The sequence below is a fragment of the Stenotrophomonas sp. 2YAF26 genome (assembly GCF_052114625.1).
Classification (GTDB): domain Bacteria; phylum Pseudomonadota; class Gammaproteobacteria; order Xanthomonadales; family Xanthomonadaceae; genus Stenotrophomonas; species Stenotrophomonas indicatrix.
On sequence record NZ_JBFRFC010000005.1, the window covers coordinates 217273 to 234792 of the forward strand.

The following is a 17520-nucleotide window of genomic DNA, read 5'->3' on the forward strand; positions in this document are numbered from 1 at the left end:
GTCGGCCTGGATCAGAGCAGAACAACATCGAACTGCTCCTGCAGGTACTGCTCGTCCGCCTGGAAGCGGATGCTCTTGCCGAGGAACTCCTCCAGCTCGGCCACGGCCGTGGATTCCTCATCGGTGATCCGCGCCACAACCTTGCTGGACGCGATAACCAGCAGGCGCGCGGCATCGAACTGGCGCACCGCGCGGGTGATCTCGCGGAAGATCTCGTAGGTCACCGTTTCGGTGGTCTTGATGGTGCCGCGGCCACTGCACTGCGGGCAGGTTTCCGACAGCTGGCGCTCCAGGCTTTCCACCGTGCGCTTGCGCGTCATCTCCACCAGGCCCAGCGGCGAGAAGTCGTACACCGTGGTCTTGGCATGGTCGCGGGCCAGCGCCTTTTCCAGGGTACGCAGTACCTGGCGGCGATGCTCGGCGTCATCCATGTCGATGAAGTCGATGATGATGATGCCGCCCAGGTTGCGCAGGCGCAGCTGCCTCGCCACCGCCTGCGCGGCCTCCAGGTTGGTGCGGAACACCGTCTCTTCCAGGTTGCGCTGGCCGAGGAACGAGCCGGTATTGACGTCGATGGTGGTCATCGCCTCGGTCTGGTCGATCACCAGGTAGCCACCGGATTTCAGCGGTACCTGCTTGTCCAGCGCACGGCCGATCTCGTCCTCGACCCCGAACATGTCGAAGATCGGACGATCGCCGCTGTACAGCTCGATCTTCTCTGCCAGCACCGGCATGTACTTGGCCACGAACGCCTGCAGCTGGGCGAAGGTCTCCTTCGAGTCCACCTTGACCTTGTCCACGTCCTTGCGGATCAGGTCGCGCACCGAACGCAGCGGCAGGCTCAGGTCTTCATAGATGTTGCTGCACGACGCCGCCTCGCGGCCGCGGCGCTCGACCACGTTCCATACCCGTGACAGGTAGGCGATGTCTTCGGCGATGGCCTCGGCCGGCTGGCCTTCGGCATTGGTGCGCACGATGTAGCCGTAGCCGCCGTGCTGGGCCGACAGTTCGGTCACCAGCGCCTTCAGCCGCGCGCGCTCGCCTTCGTCCTCGATGCGCGCCGACACGCCCACCACCTTCGACTGCGGCAGCAGCACCATGTAGCGGGAGGGAATGCTGATCTGGGTGGTCAGGCGTGCGCCCTTGGTCCCGATCGGATCCTTCACCACCTGCACCACGATGTCCTGGCCGTCGCGCAGCAGCTCCACGATCGGCACGCTGGACGGCGGCGGCAGGGTCGTGTTCTCGGTATCGGCGCTGGCCACCGGCGCCGGCCGCACCACGTCGTTGGCGTGCAGGAACGCGGCGCGCTCCAGGCCCACTTCGACGAATGCCGCCTGCATGCCCGGCATGACCCGTTGCACCTTGCCCTTGTAGATGTTGCCGACCACACCCCGGCGCCAACCGCGCTCGATGTGCAGTTCCTGCAGCATGCCGTTCTCGATCACCGCGACCCGGGTTTCGCGCGGGGTCACATTGACCAGGATTTCCTCAGACATCGGCAGCCTCCCTGGCGGCATCAGCAGTTGGGGCCAGCACGCCGCAGCGGGCCAGCAGACGATCGGTATGCAGCAACGGCAGCCCCATGACGCCGGAGTAGCTGCCGGAAAGGTGTTCGATCCAGCGCTCGGCACCGCCCTGGATGGCATAGGCACCCGCCTTGTCCAGCGGCTCGCCGGTGGCGACGTAGGCAGCGATGTCGGCGGACTCGATGGCGGCGAAGGTGACCTCGGAAACGACCAGTTCGCTGTCCAGTCCCTGCGCGTCCACCACCACCACGGCGGTCATCACCTGATGGGTGCGCCCGGCCAGCCGTGCCAGCATCGCCCGCGCGTCGGCCGCGTCGGCCGGCTTGCCGAATACTTCGCCATCGAGCACCACTTCGGTATCCGACCCCAGCACCCTCGCCTGCGGGTCCTCGGCCAGCACCCGTGCCAGGCCGGCGCGCGCCTTGTCGGCGGCGACCCGGCAGACATAGTCCTGGGCACTTTCAGAGGCCGCGCGCTGCTCGACGACCTCCAGGTCCAAGGCCTGGAAAGGGTGTCCGAGTCGGGCCAGCAGCTGGTTGCGTCGGGGGGAGCGGGAAGCAAGATAGAGCATCGACACAGCATAACCTGACGCCGGTACCTGAATCGTCGGACAATCCTTCCCCGGCGCCTGCAACCCCGAACGGACTCACAACGCGTTCATCGCTACGACACCACCCTCAGCGCCACAACAAGGAGATCCCATGCGTCGCACCGCCACCCCGCTGCTGCTTGCCCTGTCCCTCGCCCTTGGAGCTTCGATGACCGCCCATGCCGATCCGTCGTCGCCGTCGATCGCCGCCGCGGCCGAAGGCACCCTGCTGAACATCTCGGCCAACGCCGAAGCCACCCGCGTGCCGGACGTGGCCACGCTGTCGGCCGGTGTGGTCACCCAGGCCGCCGACGGCAACAGCGCCATGCGCCAGAACGCCCAGCAGATGGACAAGGTCCTGGCCGCGATCAAGGCCGCCGGCATCGCCGAGCGCGACGTGCAGACCAGCGGCGTCAGCCTCAACCCGCAGTACCGTTATGCCGACAACGAAGCACCGAAGATCACCGGCTACCAGGCCAGCAACACCGTCAGCCTGAAGGTCCGCGACATCGCCAAGCTCGGCAAGGTGCTGGACGCGCTGGCCGCGCAGGGCGCCAACCAGATCAACGGCCCGCAGTTCGAGATCGACCAGCCCGAGCCGGTCTATGACGAAGCGCGCCTGGCGGCACTGAAGAAGGCCCAGGCCCGTGCCCAGACCTATGCGAAGTCGCTTGGCCTGCAGGTGCGCCGCATTGTCAGCATTTCCGAGAACGCCGGTGGCGGTTTCCGCCCGATGCCGATGATGCGTGCGCAGGCCGCCGGCATGGCAATGGACAAGGCCACCCCGGTCGCCCCGGGTGAATCGACCGTCTCGGTGAACCTGGACGTGGTGTTCGAACTGGGCCGCTGAGGCTCCTTCCGTTCAACCGACGGCGCCCTGCGGGGCGCCGTTTTCGTTTCCACCGCCGCCGTGCCGGCAGCGTTACATGAAGGGCAGCTCAACGCTGCCGCCCCTGCCTCTAGGCAGTGGTGGAGGCCGCGCGCTAATGATTGACTGCCAGCCGCGTGCGGCAACCCCGATGGCGGCCCTGGTGCGTTGAGGACTTCGACACTGGCATGGAGGTGGACCATGGTTCGTACGTATCCCGTAGTACCCCTGCACTTCGATCCCGCCCGCGTTGCCGCCTGGAGTGCGGCCATCGCCCTGCATCTGCTCGCGCTTCTGTTGTTGCTGATCCCGGCGACCTACCAGGCCGTCACCGCACTTCCCCGCGACCAGACCACGATCCGGTTCATTCCGAAGGAAGACCCGAAGCCGCCGGCACCGGTGCCGACCGAGCCTGAAAAGGTGGAGGTGGTGCACAAGCGGCAGGCCACGCCGGTGCCCGCACCGCTGCCGACGCCCACCGCGACCGTCGAGGAGGCCCAGGGCATCATCCTGCCGGCAGCCGAGCCGACCGCGGTGCAGGCTGCGCCGACCATTGCCCCGTCCACGCCGCTGGCCGGCGCCCAGCTGCAGTACCGCAGCAACCCGCCGCCCAGCTACCCGATCCAGGCCCTGCGCAATCACGAACAGGGCACGGTGCTGCTGCGGGTGGAGGTGGACCCCAGCGGACAGCCGGTGAACGTCAGCATCGAACGCAGCAGCGGCTCGCGCAGCCTGGACCAGGCCGCCCGCCAGCAGGTGCTGCGCCACTGGCGTTTCGTGCCGGCCGAGCGTGATGGCATGGCCGTTCCGGCCATCGGCATGGTGCCGGTGCAGTTCTCCCTGCCCAACTGACCCCTGGGCCGGCCCGGCACCTGCCGGGCCGGCAGTAACGGTGAATGGGCCGGAACAGGGCCAATCTGCCCGGTTATTTGAACTTCGTTGGAAAACCGTTACGAATTTAGTAAAACTTCACACCTTCGTCACCTGCCGGAAACCTAGATTGACGCGTCCCGGGACACACCGGAGACAGCCCTCAATGCTCGAGTTTTCCAGTCAGGAGAGAAGCTGTGAAACACCCGATCCAACGGCCCGCCAGCCGCCGCCGCAACCACCTGGCAACGTCCATCACCCATATCCTCACCGGCGGTGCCCTGCTGCTCGCCGGAGCCGTGGCTTCCTCTTCTGCATTCGCGCAGGAACAGGCCACCAACCTTGACCGGATCACCGTCACCGGTTCGAACATCCCGCGCACCAACACCGAGACACCGTCGCCGGTGCAGGTGGTGACCCGCCAGGAAATCGATCGCACCGGCAAGACCTCGCTGGCCGAGTACCTGCAGACCATCACCGCTGATGGTGCCGGCTCCATTCCCAAGACCTTCGGCAACGGCTTCGCCGGCGGCGGCGCCGGCATTTCGCTGCGCGGCCTGGGTGCCGGCTCCACGCTGGTGCTGTTGAACGGCCGCCGCATGGCCACCTATGGCCTGGCCGATGACGGCCAGAAGGTGTTCACCGACCTCAGCACCATCCCGCTCGACGCAGTCGAACGCGTTGAAGTGCTGAAGGACGGCGCCTCGGCAATCTACGGCTCCGACGCCATCGCCGGCGTGGTCAACATCATCCTGCGCAGCGACTTCCAGGGCGTGATCCTGCGTGGTTCCTACGGCCTGTCCGGCGACAGCGACGGCGACGCCAAGAAGGCGACCCTGACCGCGGGTACCGGCGACCTGGCCAGCGACGGCTGGAATGCATTCTTCAGCCTGGACGTCGGCAAGACCGACGCCATCAAGATCAGCGACCGCAAGAACCGCAAGTGGATCGGCACCGGCGACACCCGCCAGTGGGGCTATGACAAGACCGCACAGTTCCTGGGCGGCGCGTACACCCGTGGCGGCACCTCGGGCGGTTCCGGCCCGAACGGCTCCTACCTGGATGCCACCGGCCACTTGGTTCCCCTGCCCGGCTGCGCGGGCCTGACCACCATCGGTGGCCAGACCCCGGCCAGCATCGCCGCCGACGGCTGCCTGTTCGATCCGGCGCAGCAGTACCGCGACCTGATCCCGGAAGAGAAGTACGTCAACGTGTTCGGTCGCGCCAGCTTCGCCTTCGGTGAAGGCGGCGAGGTCTACACCGAGATCGGCTACTCGAAGAAGCAGACGATCTTCAGCAACACCCCGTCCGGCGTATCCGGCGGCTGGGGTTACCCCGGCGGCCCGGTCAACGCCAACAGCGGCTCGGGCGCAACCACGCTCGGTGCCACCCACCCGGACAACCCGACCGGTGCGCCGGTGCGCCTGCGCTACTCGGCCTGGGACGTCGGCCCGCGCGTTACCGACAACACCAACGAGTTCAATCGCTTCCTGGTTGGCGTGAAGGGAAACTGGGGTGACTGGAGCTACGACACCGCCTACCTGCATTCGGGCACCGACCTGACCAACAAGCGCACCGGCTTCCTGAACTACGACAACGTGCGTTGCGCACTGGCCAACCCGAACTGCGCCGGTGGCGTGTGGCGCATCGGCGACAACGCCGGCCAGAACTCGCAGGCGCTGTACGACTTCATCTCGCCGATGATCAGTGCACGCGCCAAGTCCAGCCTGGACATGTTCGACTTCACCATGTCGCGCAGCCTGATGGACCTGAAGGGTGGCCCGCTGGGCCTGGCGTTCGGCACCGAATGGCGCAAGACCAGCAACAGCCTGACCCCGCAGACCTTCACCGACACCGGCGACATCATCGGCCTGGGCTATTCGGCCTACGACGGCACCCAGAACGTGTATGCAGGCTACGTCGAACTGTCCGCACCGGTGCTGGAGCAGTTGGAACTGTCGGCCGCCATGCGCTACGACAAGTACGAAAGCGGTGAAGGCAAGGCCACGCCGAAGCTGGGCGTGAAGTGGACCCCGGCCGACTGGATCGCCCTGCGCGCCAGCTACGCCGAAGGCTTCCGCGCGCCGAACCCGGCCGAGAACGGTGACGGTGGCCTGGCGGCCTTCTCCACCGCCGTCGACCCGATTCGTTGCCAGATCAGCGGCAACAACGCGGCAGAGTGCGGCGCAAACTCGGTGGCGATCATCACCAAGCCGAACAAGCTGCTGAAGCCGGAAGAGTCCAAGAGCTACTCGGTCGGCATCGTGCTGCAGCCGACTTCGTCCACCTCGATGACCGTCGATGCCTGGCAGATCAAGCGCACCAACGAAATCGTGCAGGGCAGCACTTCGGCGGCGATCCTCGCCGGCAACGTCCTGCGTGACAGCAACGATCTCAATGGCGTGGCCAACAGCGGCACCATCCTGGCAGTCAACACCGCCTACGTGAATGCCAGCTCCTCGCGCGTGCGCGGTATCGATACCGATATCCGCCAGACCTTCGATATCGGCCCGGGCCAGCTGGAGCTGGACCTGCAGTGGAGCCACATCCTGAAGTTCGAGCGTACCGAAGGTGGCGACACGGTTGACTACGTGGGTACCCACGGCAACTGCGATGTCACCAACTGCATCGGCACGCCGAAGGACAAGGTGAACTTCGGCACCACCTGGAAGCAGGGGCCGTGGAGCGTCAGCGCCGTTGCCAACTACATCAGCAAGATGGAGAACAAGGACAAGCGTGGCGGCGACTACCTGGCCTTCTACGCCGATGGCGAGCCGGTGAAGAAGATTTCTTCGTTCACCACGATGGACCTGTCCGGTCGCTGGAGCATCAACGATTCGTTCGAACTCAACGCCTCGGTGGCGAACGTGTTCGACCGCATCGCCCCGCTCGACCCGACCACCTACGGCGGCGTGAACTACAACCCGATGCACTTCTCCGGTGCGCTGGGCCGTTATTACACCGTCGGTTTCAAGTACACCTTCAAGTAATACTGCTGCCGCTTTACCTGCAAAGGCCCGGGCTCGCGCCCGGGCCTTTGCTTTTTTCCGCACGCGACAGCGTCCATCATGGATACCCCGATACCTGCGGCGCACGTAATGTCCTCTTCCAACCAACGCCTTGGCCTGGCCGCACTGACCGCGCTGGTGGTCGGCTCGATGGTCGGTGCCGGCATCTTCTCGCTGCCGCAGAACGTGGCGCGCAGCGCCGGTCCGGCCGCCGCGCTGATCGGCTGGGCGGTCAGCGGTGCCGGCATGCTGATGCTTGCCTTCGTGTTCCAGGCCCTGGCCAATCGCCGCCCTGACCTGGACACCGGCATCTATGCGTATGCGCGCGAAGGCTTCGGCAACTACATCGGTTTCTCCGCCGCCTGGGGCTACTGGGTCGCTTCGGTACTCGGCAACGCCAGTTTCTTCGTACTGATCTTCAGCGGTCTCGGCCACTTCGCGCCGGTGTTCGGCGAAGGCAATACACCGGCCGCCATTGCCGCATCGTCCCTGTTGCTGTGGACCGTGCACCTGCTGGTACTGCGCGGCCTGCGCACCGCGGCGATCGTCAATGGCCTGGTCACCGTGGCCAAGCTGGTGCCGATCGCGCTGTTCCTGATCCTGGCGGCCGGCGCATTCCGCATGGACGTGTTCCGCGCCGACTTCTTCGGCGCTCCCGCGCTGGGCGACATGGGCCAGCAGCTGCGCGGGATGATGCTGGTCACCGTGTGGGTATTCATCGGCATCGAAGGCGCCAGCATCTATTCGCGGCGCGCGGCACGGCGCGCCGATGTCGGCCGCGCCACCGTGATCGGCTTCATCGGCGTGTGGCTGCTGCTGGTGCTGGTCAGCCTGCTGTCGATGGGCGTGCTGTCGCAGGCCGAACTGGCCGGCCTGCCCAATCCCTCGATGGCCTATGTGCTGCGCGCGATCGTTGGCGAATGGGGAGCGACGGTGATCATCATCGGCTCGATCATCTCGGTGCTGGGCGCGCTGCTGGCGTGGGTGCTGCTGTGCGCCGAGGTGCTGTTTGCCGCCGCTGGCGATGGCACGATGCCGGCCTTTCTCGGCCGCGAGAACGCGCGCGGCGTGCCCGCCAATGCGCTGTGGTTGAGCAACGGCCTGATCCAGTTGTTCCTGCTGCTGGTGCTGTTCAATTCGGGCAGCTACACCAGCCTGGTGCTGCTGGCGGCGTCGATGAGCCTGGTGCCGTACTTCCTGTCCAGCGCATTCGGCGTGAAGCTGGCCTGGCAGGGCGAGGCATACGCCAGCGCGACCGGCGCCCGCTGGCGCGACTTCATCGTCGCGCTGCTGGCCAGCGCCTATGCGTTGTGGCTGGTGTATGCCGGTGGCCTGGACAACCTGCTGCTGTCGGTGCTGCTGTATGTGCCGGGCGTAGTGCTGTACGCGTTGACCCGGCGCCAGCGCGGCGAGCGGGTGTTCACGCGCTGGGAATGGGTGCTGTTCGGCGCGATCCTGGTGGTGGCGATCGCTACGCTGGTGGCGTTCGCCCGTGGCGCGCTGACCTTGTAAGGCCGAGCCCCCCCCCGACGCTAGTGCTTCGTCAGCATGCCGATGTCATGCATCCAGCGTTCGGCCAGGCTGGGCCATGCCGACACCGGCGCATCTTTCAGGCGCAGGCCGAAGGCGTGGCCGCCGTGCGCGAACAGATGCATTTCAACCGGCACGCCGGCATCGATCAGTGCGCGGTGGTAGACCAATGCGTGACGGACATCGTCCGTCGGGTCATCGGCGGCCTGCACGATGAACGTCGGCGGCGCCTTTGCGTCGACCACGATGTCTTTTTCCAGCGAATCATCCTTGCGTACCCAGAGATGCCCTGGATATAGCAGCATCGCGAAATCCGGCCGGCTGGACTGCACATCGGCCGCATCCAGCGGTGCATAGCTGCGCTGCGCATACGTGCTCAACCCCGCCACCACATGGCCGCCGGCCGAGAAGCCGATCACGCCCAACCGTTGTGGATCGATCTTCCAGCGCGCGGCCTGCGCACGCAGCAGGCCCATTGCCCGCTGCGCATCCTGCAAGGCCATCGGCACGGCCGGAATATCGCGGCAGTTGCACTCCCGATCCCAGTTCGGTCCCGAGGCCGGTACGCGATACTTCAGCAGTGCGCAGGTGACGCCCTGCGCGGTCAGCCAATCGCAGATCTCGCTGCCTTCCAGGTCCATCGCCAGCACGTTGTAGCCCCCACCCGGTATCACCATCACTGCCGTGCCGTTGGGCGAGCCTTTCGCCGGGAACACGGTGAGCGTGGGCACGGCCACGTTCTGCAGCATCATCCAGCGCTCGCCACTGGCCTTGGACACGGTTTCGCTGACCTGCTCGGGGCCTTTCAGCTTCGGCGGTGTCATCACCTGCCCATCGGGCCAGAGAGGGAATTCGGTGGTACCGGCCGGCGGGTGCCAGGTGGCAGGCGCGACTGCAGATGCGGTAGATGGCAGCAGGACCATCAGCAGGAGAAATGCAAAGCAAGCGCGCATCGTCAACATCCACGTGATGGACCTGCAGTGTAGAGTCGAGTCGAGTCCGCTCGAAAGATCGCGCGCGATGCATCCACGCATGGCGTGGATCTACCGCCGCACGCGACTGCACGGCGCGACACAACAAAAAGGCCTGCATCTTGCGATGCAGGCCTCTTGAATGTGGCGCCCGAAGTTGGACTCGAACCAACGACCCCCTGATTAACAGTCAAGTGCTCTAACCGGCTGAGCTATTCGGGCAGACCGCCAGTATAACGACTCTTCACGCCCGATGGTAGGGGTGATTGGCCAACATCGCAGCTGCGCGATACAACTGCTCGGCCACCACCAGCCGCACCAGCATGTGCGGCAGCGTCAGCGGGCCGATCGACCACTTTTCGTCGGCCAGCGCAGACACTTCCGGCGAATGCCCTTCCGGGCCACCGATCAGGAACGCCAGGTCCCTGCCCTGTCCACGCCAGTGCTCCAGGCGCTGCGCCAGCTGTTCGGAACTGAGCTGGCGGCCCGGTACGTCCAGTGCAACGACATAGGCATTCTTCGGCAACGCAGCGATCACCCGCTTGCCCTCGTCCTCGGTGGCGCGACGTGCGTCGCGCCCTTTGCCACGCAGGCCGGGCTCGATCTCCACCAGCTCGAACGGCAGCCAGTGCGAGAGCCGCTTCTGGTACTCGGCAAATCCCTGCGCCACCCAACTGGGCGCGCGTTCGCCGGTGGCGATCAGGCGGGCTTTCATCAACATTCCTCCAAAACGTCGACGGCGCCATCGGCGCCGTCGAAAACTGCATCAACGAATGGCTCAGGCCACTTCGTCGTCGTCGTAGGACGGCGGCTGGTCGCCAACGGTCCACAAGCGCTCGAGCGCGTAGAACTCGCGCACGCGCGGCAGCATCACGTGCACGATGACGTCGCCCAGGTCGACCAGCACCCATTCGGCTTCACGCTCGCCTTCAACACCCAGCGGCATGACGTCGATGTTCTTGGCGAAGCGCACGACTTCGTCGGCGATGGACTTCACATGGCGGGTCGAAGTACCCGATACGACCACCATGTAGTCGGCGACGCTGGACTTGCCGCGTACGTCGATCTCGACCGGGTCCTTGGCCTTCAGGTCTTCGGTGGCTTGACGGACGCTGGCCAGCAGTTCCGGCACGGAGGGCGGCGGGCTGGGCAGATCGACCTTGATGGTCTGGGGCTGGGTCTGGTTGCTCAAAGCGGGTCGACTCGATAAACGTGGGGGCGATTATACGGGCACAGCGCGGCAACCGTATTCACGAGGTGGCGGGGCGGTACAGGCCGTGGCCAGAAACGTAGTCGGCCACCGCCGGTGCCAGCATGGCCCGCCAGGGGCCGCCCGCGGCGATCTGGGCGCGCACGGCACTGGCCGATTCCTCGCGCAGCGGGTGGTGCAGGCGCAGGATGCGGCCGGCCGGGCTGGCAAACAAGGCCTGCTCGTTGTCGGCCCAGCGCCCCTCGGTGGCCTGCCCCAGCGCGCCGTCAACACTGGCCCGCAGCGGACTGCCAGGCCGCTCGGCAACGATGAAATGGGCCAGACCGAACAGCGCCTGCCACTCATGCCAGCTGGGCAGGCCCAGCAGGCTGTCGGCCCCCACCAGCCACGCCAGCGGGCGGCTGGGGCCAAGTTCGGCCCGCAGTTCGCGCAGGGTATCGACGGTATAGGAAGGTCGGCCAGGGAAGCGCTCGGCCCGATCCAGCTCATGACGGTCCAGCAGCAGGCCCGGCTCATCGCCGATGGCCAGGCCGAGCATGGTGCAGCGTTGCTCGGCGGTCGCGCCCGGTACCGCGCGATGCGGCGGGTCGGCGGCAGGCAGCATGCGCACCGCCACCTGCAGTTCATCGCGCGCGGCGCGCGCGATCGCCAGATGGCCCAGATGCACCGGATCGAAGGTGCCCCCGTAGTAGATCCGCAGGCTCATGGATCAGGCCCGGGCGAGCAGGCGCACCGCACGCGCCTCGGCCACCGCCACCAGCAGGCGCTCAAGTGCAAGCCAGGCATCGCCGTCTGCGCGGCCCTTGGCGATGCGGTCAACCAGCCCTGCTTCGGCCACGAAACGCTCCCAGCGCTTGCCTTCCGGGTGCCGCTGCAGCGCGCGCTTGTAGGGCGCCTGCCGCGATTCCCAGATACCGCGGGATTTCATCTCCGCCGCCAGATTGCCGCCACGTGCCTGTACCCGTGCCAGGCCGGCACCGGCCAACAGCTCGCGGATCACGATCGGCATCAGCGCGGCCACGGCCTCGCCTTCGCCGCGCAACCCGGCCAGCATCCTCAGCACCGCCTGTGGCTGGCCGGAGAATGTCGCCTCCACCAGCCGGAACACGTCGTAGCGGGCAGCATCGGCCACCAGCGACTCCATCCGTTCCACGTCCAGGGTCTGGCCGTCGGCCAGCAATACGAGCTTGTCGATCTCCTGCGCAGCCGCCAGCAGGTTGCCTTCCACGCGTTCGGCCAAGCGCTGCACGGCCGCCGGTTCGGCGCGCAGGCCCCTGCTGCGCAGGCGCCGTTCGATCCAGTCCGACAGCTCATGCGGCTTGATGGCCCAGGCCACCGACAACACGCCGACGCGGTTCACCGCTTCGGCCCATTTGCCCTGGTGGGCCTTGCTCCATTCGTTGGCGGTGATCATCAGGATCACGTCCGGCGCCGGGTTGGCGCAGAACCGGCTGATCACCTCACCGCCGTCCTTGCCCGGCTTGCCACTTGGCAGGCGCACTTCCACCAGGCGGCGGGCACTGAACAGGCTGGGGGCATTGAAGCTGGCGTCGAGCTGGTTCCAGTCGAAATCACGGCCATCGGCATCGAACACTTCGCGCTCGTCGATGCCGGCCGCACGTGCACGGACACGCACGGCATCAGCCGCCTCCAGCACACGCAGCGTTTCCGGACCGGCGATCAGATAGACCGGCGCCAGCGCCGTGTCAGCGCCCTGCCCGGCCAGCTGTTCCGGTCGCAGTTCCATCAGGCGCCCGGCTCAGTGCTGGACGGCGGGTGCGGGCTCGACCGGATCGTGCTCGACCGGCTTCGGCGCCGACAGGCTGCCGCCCTTTTCCAGTTCGGCGCGGACCACGCTGTCGATGCGGCGGATGATCGAGGCCGACATTTCCCGGCGCAGTTCATCGGCCAGGATCTCGCGCTCGGTAGTGGTACCGGTAGCGTCGGTCGGCGGCGACACGTAGTCGCGCGACAGTTCGATCACCTGTTGCGGCACCAGTTCGCTGCCATCTTCGCGGCGGAAGATGAAGATCACGGCATAGCGCAGGCTGTATTCCTGCGCGCGGCCCTGCGAGTCGATGGCGATGGGCAGGTCGCCCCAGCGTTCGGACAGCACCTGCAGCTGGGCATTGGGGCCCTTGCTGTCCTCATCGGCCAAGCGCGCACCGGATGCCAGCAGGCTGCGGTTCAACAGCTTGACCAGCTCACTGTAGGGCGCAGTGGACACCACCTTCACCGGCGCCGTGTCGGACGGCAGCATCAGCTTGTTGCGCAGGTGGAAACCGCAGCCAGCGAGGCCGAGGACGAGAACGAGGGCAAGCAGGATTCGGGTCATGTAGACAGTCTGGCGGAGCCGGGCGATCACGGCAACAGACAGGGTGCCCGAGGCCGCGTGAACGCAGGGCCATCGGCCGGGCGCGCCCGGCGTGGCGACAACGCACCGGCCGCCACGATGGCGGCCGGTGCCAGGTACATCAGGCAGCGACGATATTCACGATCTTGCCGGGAACGATGATGATCTTGCGCACCGTCAGGCCTTCCAGGAACTTGGCCGCGTTTGGCTCGGCCAGCGCCAGCGCTTCAATCTGCTCACGCGCGGCGTCGGCCGCCACCTCGATGGTGCCACGCAGCTTGCCGTTGACCTGCACGGCCAGGGTCAGCGCGTCGCGTACCAGCGCGTTGCTGTCGGCCTGCGGGAACGGCTGGTCTTCCAGCAGCGTTTCGCCATGACCCAGCACCTGCCACAGGGCGTGGCTGGCATGCGGGGTGATCGGGTTCAGCAGCAGCACGATGGCCTGCAGCGCTTCCTGGCGCACAGCGCGCCCCTGTTCACTGCCGTCCTCGAACTTGGCCAGCGCGTTCATCAGTTCCATCACAGCGGCAATGGCGGTGTTGAAGCTGTGGCGGCGGCCGTAGTCGTCACCGACCTTGCCGATGGTCTCGTGGGTCTTGCGACGCAGGGCTTTCTGGCTGGCATCCAGCGCGGCCGCGTCGAGCGCCGGTGCGGCACCTTCGGCAGCGTGCTTCTGCACCTGTGCCCACAGGCGGCGCAGGAAACGGGCCATACCGTCCACGCCGGCTTCGTTCCATTCCAGCGACTGTTCCGGCGGTGCCGCGAACATCGAGAACAGGCGCACGGTGTCGGCACCGTACTTGCCGACCATCGCCTGCGGGTCCACGCCGTTGTTCTTCGACTTGGACATCTTCTCGGTACCACCGACCACCACCGGCTGACCGTCGGCGATCAGGGTGGCGCCGGTGATGCGGCCGCGCTCGTCGCGCTGCACTTCCACATCGGCCGGGTTGATCCAGTCCTTCGAGCCGTCCGGGTTCGGGCGGTAGTAGGTCTCGGCGATCACCATGCCCTGGCACAGCAGGTTCCGCGCCGGCTCGTTGCTGTCCACCATCCGCGCGTCGCGCAGCAGCTTGTGGTAGAAGCGGAAATACATCAGGTGCAGGATCGCGTGCTCGATGCCACCGATGTACTGGTCCACCGGCAGCCAGTAGTTGCCACGCTTGTCGACCGCATCGCGGGCGCCCGGCGAGGTGTAGCGGGCGTAGTACCAGCTCGACTCCATGAAGGTGTCGAAGGTGTCGGTCTCACGCTCGGCCGCGCCGCCGCAGTCCGGGCAGGTGGTCTTGCGCCATTCCGGATCGGCCTTGATCGGCGAACCGGTGCCGACGAAGTTGACGTCTTCAGGCAGCACCACCGGCAACTGGTCTTCCGGCACCGGCACCGCGCCACACTTGTCGCAGTAGATCACCGGGATCGGGCAACCCCAGTAGCGCTGGCGGCTCACGCCCCAGTCGCGCAGACGGTAGTTCACCCGGCGCTGGCCCTGGGCCTTGCGCTCGAAACGCTCGGCCAGCGCTTCGAAGGCGCCCTGGAAGTCCAGGCCGTCGAACTCGTCGGAGTTGACCAGTTCGGTCTCGCGGGTCTTGTCGCCGTACCAGTCCTGCCAGCGCGTCGCGTCGTAGGCGCTCTCGTCCTTGCGCAGCGACTTCAGCGCGATGACCTGGCGGATCGGCAGGTTGTACTTGTTGGCGAATTCATTGTCGCGCTGGTCGTGGCCCGGTACGGCCATCACCGCGCCGGTGCCATAGCCCATCAGCACGAAGTTGGCGACCCAAACCGGCACCTGGGCACCAGTAACCGGATGCACGGCGCGCAGGCCGGTATCCATGCCGCGCTTTTCCTGGGTCTCCAGCTCGGCCTCGGACACGCCTCCCTGCTTCATTTCCGACAGCAGCGCAGCCAGTTCCGGATTGTTCTTCGCGGCATGCAGCGCCAGCGGGTGTTCGCCGGCGATCGACACGAAGGTCACGCCCATCACGGTATCCGGGCGGGTGGTGAACACGCGCAGCGGATCCAGTGCGGCGCCATCGACGTCACGCACGTCGAACTGGATTTCCAGGCCTTCGGAGCGACCGATCCAGTTGCGCTGCATGGTCTTGACCGAATCCGGCCAGCCATCCAGCTCATCCAGGCCGTCCAGCAGTTCCTGGGCGTAGTCGGTGATGCGCAGGAACCATTGCGGGATCTCACGCTTTTCCACCAGCGCGCCGGAGCGCCAGCCGCGGCCGTCGATGACCTGTTCGTTGGCCAGCACGGTCTGGTCGACCGGGTCCCAGTTCACCACCGCGTTGCGGCGGTAAGCCAGGCCCTTGCGCATCAGGCGGGTGAACATGCGCTGCTCGTGGACGTAATAGTCCGGGCGGCAGGTGGCGAACTCGCGCGACCAGTCGATGGCATAACCCAGCGACTGCAACTGGCTGCGCATGTGGTCGATGTTCTTGTAGGTCCAGGCGGCCGGCGCGGTCTTGTTCTTGATCGCGGCGTTTTCCGCCGGCAGGCCGAATGCGTCCCAGCCCATCGGCTGCAGGACGTTATGGCCGGTCATGCGCTTGTAGCGGCTGATCACGTCGCCGATCGTGTAATTGCGCACGTGGCCCATGTGCAGCGCACCGGACGGATACGGAAGCATCGACAGGCAGTAGTACTTCGGCTTGTCCGAGGCTTCATCGACCTCGAAGGCACGGGTAGCGTCCCAGTACTTCTGGGCGGCGGATTCAACCTGCTGCGGATCGTAAACGTTGGGTTCGACGCTGGTCATGTAACACGCGGTTGCGGCGGCAAAGCGGTACAGCGTACCGCAGTGCGGCAAATGGCTCCAATCCTGCCTGCCGGACCGGCGCGCGGCGCGGCTGCGGGAAGTGTCTCAGCGCCCGCGCGACAGAGGCAGGGCCAGGGCCAGCCATAGCGCCCAGCAGGCAAAGGCCAACCGCTGCGCCAGCGCCGCCGGCAGTACCCCCGGCAGGCCGAACGCCAGCAGACCGGCACCGATTCCGCAGGCCAGCGTCAGCAGGCCCAGCCTGCGCCCGCCGGAATGCCGCAGCCGCGCCGCGCCCAGCATCACGCTGCCGGCGACAAAGGCCAGTGCCCAGACCATCCACACGCTGGCGTGCAGCTTGCTGGCAGGGCCCTGCATGCCCATCTGGTCTTCGAAATCCAGCGGCAGCAGGCCCATCGCGATGAAGGCGAGACCGGCCAGCAGCAGCATCTGGCTGCCCACGCGTGCCGTCCAGGCGGCGTCCACCGGCAGCTGCCGGCGCAGGCGCTCGGCCACGACCACCGCCAGTGCACCCGGCAGCACCAGGCCCAGCAGGTTGAAGCCCAGCGCATGGGGGATGCCGTGCGCGCCCAGCCAGGTCACCGGATGCATCGCCTGCGAATAGTCCGGCAGGGCCGCACCGAAGCCGGCCACCGACAGCACGAACAGGGCTGCGGCGAGCACGCCTACCCAACGATCCAGCCGAACCACGGACATCGCAGCCACTCTTCAGGAGAACATCAGGCCATTGTCACGGCAGCTGGCACCTGCGCCAAGCCGTCCGCGATTTCATGGTGGGCGTGACCGCAGGGTTGAGACCGGCAAGGTTCGTCACCATAGAATCGGTCTCCAGATGCCGAACGATGCCCCATGACCGAGACGACCTACGTATTCGATGCCACCACTGCCACCTTCGAGGCGGAAGTGCTGCAGAAGTCGCTGCAGACGCCGGTCCTGGTGGATTTCTGGGCGACCTGGTGCGAACCGTGCAAGACCCTCGGCCCGATGCTGGAGAAGCTGGCCGGCGAATACAACGGCGCGTTCGAGCTGGCCAAGGTCGACGTGGACAAGGAACAGCAGATCGCGGCAGCCTTCCAGATCCGTTCGGTGCCCACCGTGTTCCTGGTCAAGGGTGGACAGCTGGTGGACGGCTTCCCCGGCGCCCTGCCGGAAGGCCAGCTGCGTGAATTCCTGGCCCAGCACGGCGTTGTGCCGGCTGATGTCGGCGACACCATCGCCGAAGACGAAGCGCCGCTGGACCCGCAGGCGCAGGTGGACGTGCTGCGCGCGCAGATCGCCGCCGAGCCGGACAAGGATGAGCTGAAGCTCGACCTGGCCCTGGCGCTGCTGCAGGTCGGCGGCGTGGACGAGGCCGCTACCCTGATCGATGCCCTGCCCGCCAACCTGGCCACCGATGACCGCGCCGTGCGTGGCCGCGCCCGGCTCTCCTTCGCCGCCGCGCTGAAGGATGCCCCGCCCGCCGAGGAGCTGGATGCGCGCATCGCCGCCGACGGCAAGGATCTGCAGGCACGCCACCTGCGGGGTGTGCAGCTGCTGCTGGCCGGCGAGGACGAAGCTGCGCTGGAACAGTTCCTCGAGATGCTGCGGATCGACCGCAGTTTCCAGGAAGGACTGCCGCGCAAGGCCCTGATCGATGCGTTCAACGTCATCGCCGATGAAGACCTGGTCGGCCGTTCGCGGCGCCGGATGGCCTCCCTGCTGTTCTGAACGGCACCGGCATCGTTCAGAATCCCTGCACTGAACGCGGGCAATAATGCCCGCGATGGTGGCCCCCAGGGCCGCCACGATCCGTTCGGGGGGATGAGGTCGGGGC

The 17520-nt window shown here is 66.6% G+C and carries 15 protein-coding genes and 1 tRNA gene; 5 read left to right on the forward strand and 11 right to left on the reverse strand.

Translation table 11 applies throughout. The features are described from left to right. Positions 1-11: 11 nt before the first annotated feature. Together rng and AB4Y98_RS07830 are read right to left on the reverse strand one after the other, a co-directional pair. On the reverse strand, positions 12-1499 hold the full coding sequence (gene rng / locus AB4Y98_RS07825; RefSeq protein ID WP_025879287.1) for a ribonuclease G: 1488 nt from the start codon (positions 1497-1499) through the stop codon (positions 12-14). Next, positions 1492-2100 carry a Maf family nucleotide pyrophosphatase gene (locus tag AB4Y98_RS07830; protein ID WP_080148327.1) on the reverse strand — a complete coding sequence of 203 codons (609 nt, stop codon included), beginning with the start codon at positions 2098-2100 and terminating at the stop codon, positions 1492-1494. The genes rng and AB4Y98_RS07830 overlap by 8 nt, the downstream gene beginning before the upstream one ends. Before the next feature lie 130 nt (positions 2101-2230). Between AB4Y98_RS07830 and AB4Y98_RS07835 the strand changes: the two genes are divergently transcribed. The 4 genes from AB4Y98_RS07835 (at position 2231) to arcD (ending at position 8376) form a co-directional block, all read left to right on the forward strand. Beyond that, positions 2231-2968, forward strand: coding sequence for an SIMPL domain-containing protein (locus AB4Y98_RS07835; protein WP_025879289.1), 738 nt, complete (start codon positions 2231-2233; stop codon positions 2966-2968). Between the two features lie 219 nt (positions 2969-3187). Further along, complete coding sequence (locus AB4Y98_RS07840) at positions 3188-3838, forward strand: energy transducer TonB (RefSeq protein WP_363732324.1); 651 nt, start codon at positions 3188-3190, stop codon at positions 3836-3838. Between the two features lie 215 nt (positions 3839-4053). Next, the gene (locus AB4Y98_RS07845) at positions 4054-6846 is read left to right on the forward strand and encodes a TonB-dependent receptor (protein WP_223496034.1); all 2793 of its coding nucleotides are present in this window, start codon (positions 4054-4056) and stop codon (positions 6844-6846) included. Positions 6847-6954: 108 nt separating this feature from the next. Further along, positions 6955-8376 carry an arginine-ornithine antiporter gene (gene arcD, locus AB4Y98_RS07850; RefSeq protein ID WP_442244101.1) on the forward strand — a complete coding sequence of 474 codons (1422 nt, stop codon included), beginning with the start codon at positions 6955-6957 and terminating at the stop codon, positions 8374-8376. Positions 8377-8396: 20 nt separating this feature from the next. Here arcD and AB4Y98_RS07855 read toward each other — a convergent pair whose 3' ends face one another. From AB4Y98_RS07855 to AB4Y98_RS07895, 9 genes are all read right to left on the reverse strand, one after another. Further along, a complete protein-coding gene (locus AB4Y98_RS07855; protein ID WP_442244102.1) occupies positions 8397-9347 on the reverse strand; it encodes an alpha/beta hydrolase in 951 nt (316 codons plus the stop codon). A gap of 163 nt (positions 9348-9510) precedes the next feature. Further along, positions 9511-9587: transfer RNA gene (locus AB4Y98_RS07860), tRNA-Asn, on the reverse strand. A 22-nt stretch (positions 9588-9609) separates the two neighbouring features. After that, the gene (gene rlmH, locus AB4Y98_RS07865; RefSeq protein WP_025879294.1) at positions 9610-10080 is read right to left on the reverse strand and encodes a 23S rRNA (pseudouridine(1915)-N(3))-methyltransferase RlmH; all 471 of its coding nucleotides are present in this window, start codon (positions 10078-10080) and stop codon (positions 9610-9612) included. A gap of 63 nt (positions 10081-10143) precedes the next feature. After that, the gene (rsfS, locus tag AB4Y98_RS07870; protein WP_025879295.1) at positions 10144-10557 is read right to left on the reverse strand and encodes a ribosome silencing factor; all 414 of its coding nucleotides are present in this window, start codon (positions 10555-10557) and stop codon (positions 10144-10146) included. Between the two features lie 58 nt (positions 10558-10615). Further along, entirely contained in the window at positions 10616-11281 is a 666-nt protein-coding gene (gene nadD, locus AB4Y98_RS07875) for a nicotinate-nucleotide adenylyltransferase (RefSeq protein WP_442244103.1), read from the reverse strand. A gap of 3 nt (positions 11282-11284) precedes the next feature. Then, the gene (holA, locus tag AB4Y98_RS07880; protein WP_442244104.1) at positions 11285-12322 is read right to left on the reverse strand and encodes a DNA polymerase III subunit delta; all 1038 of its coding nucleotides are present in this window, start codon (positions 12320-12322) and stop codon (positions 11285-11287) included. A gap of 12 nt (positions 12323-12334) precedes the next feature. Continuing rightward, entirely contained in the window at positions 12335-12910 is a 576-nt protein-coding gene (locus AB4Y98_RS07885; RefSeq protein ID WP_312787083.1) for an LPS-assembly lipoprotein LptE, read from the reverse strand. A 139-nt stretch (positions 12911-13049) separates the two neighbouring features. Then, positions 13050-15689 (reverse strand): leucine--tRNA ligase, encoded by a 2640-nt coding sequence (gene leuS, locus AB4Y98_RS07890; RefSeq protein WP_442244105.1) that lies wholly within the window; start codon positions 15687-15689, stop codon positions 13050-13052. Positions 15690-15794: 105 nt separating this feature from the next. Beyond that, entirely contained in the window at positions 15795-16403 is a 609-nt protein-coding gene (locus AB4Y98_RS07895; RefSeq protein ID WP_442244106.1) for a DUF998 domain-containing protein, read from the reverse strand. A gap of 153 nt (positions 16404-16556) precedes the next feature. Here AB4Y98_RS07895 and trxA point away from each other — a divergent pair, with 153 nt between their 5' ends. Beyond that, positions 16557-17414, forward strand: coding sequence for a thioredoxin (trxA, locus tag AB4Y98_RS07900; RefSeq protein WP_032975060.1), 858 nt, complete (start codon positions 16557-16559; stop codon positions 17412-17414). Positions 17415-17520 lie beyond the last annotated feature (106 nt).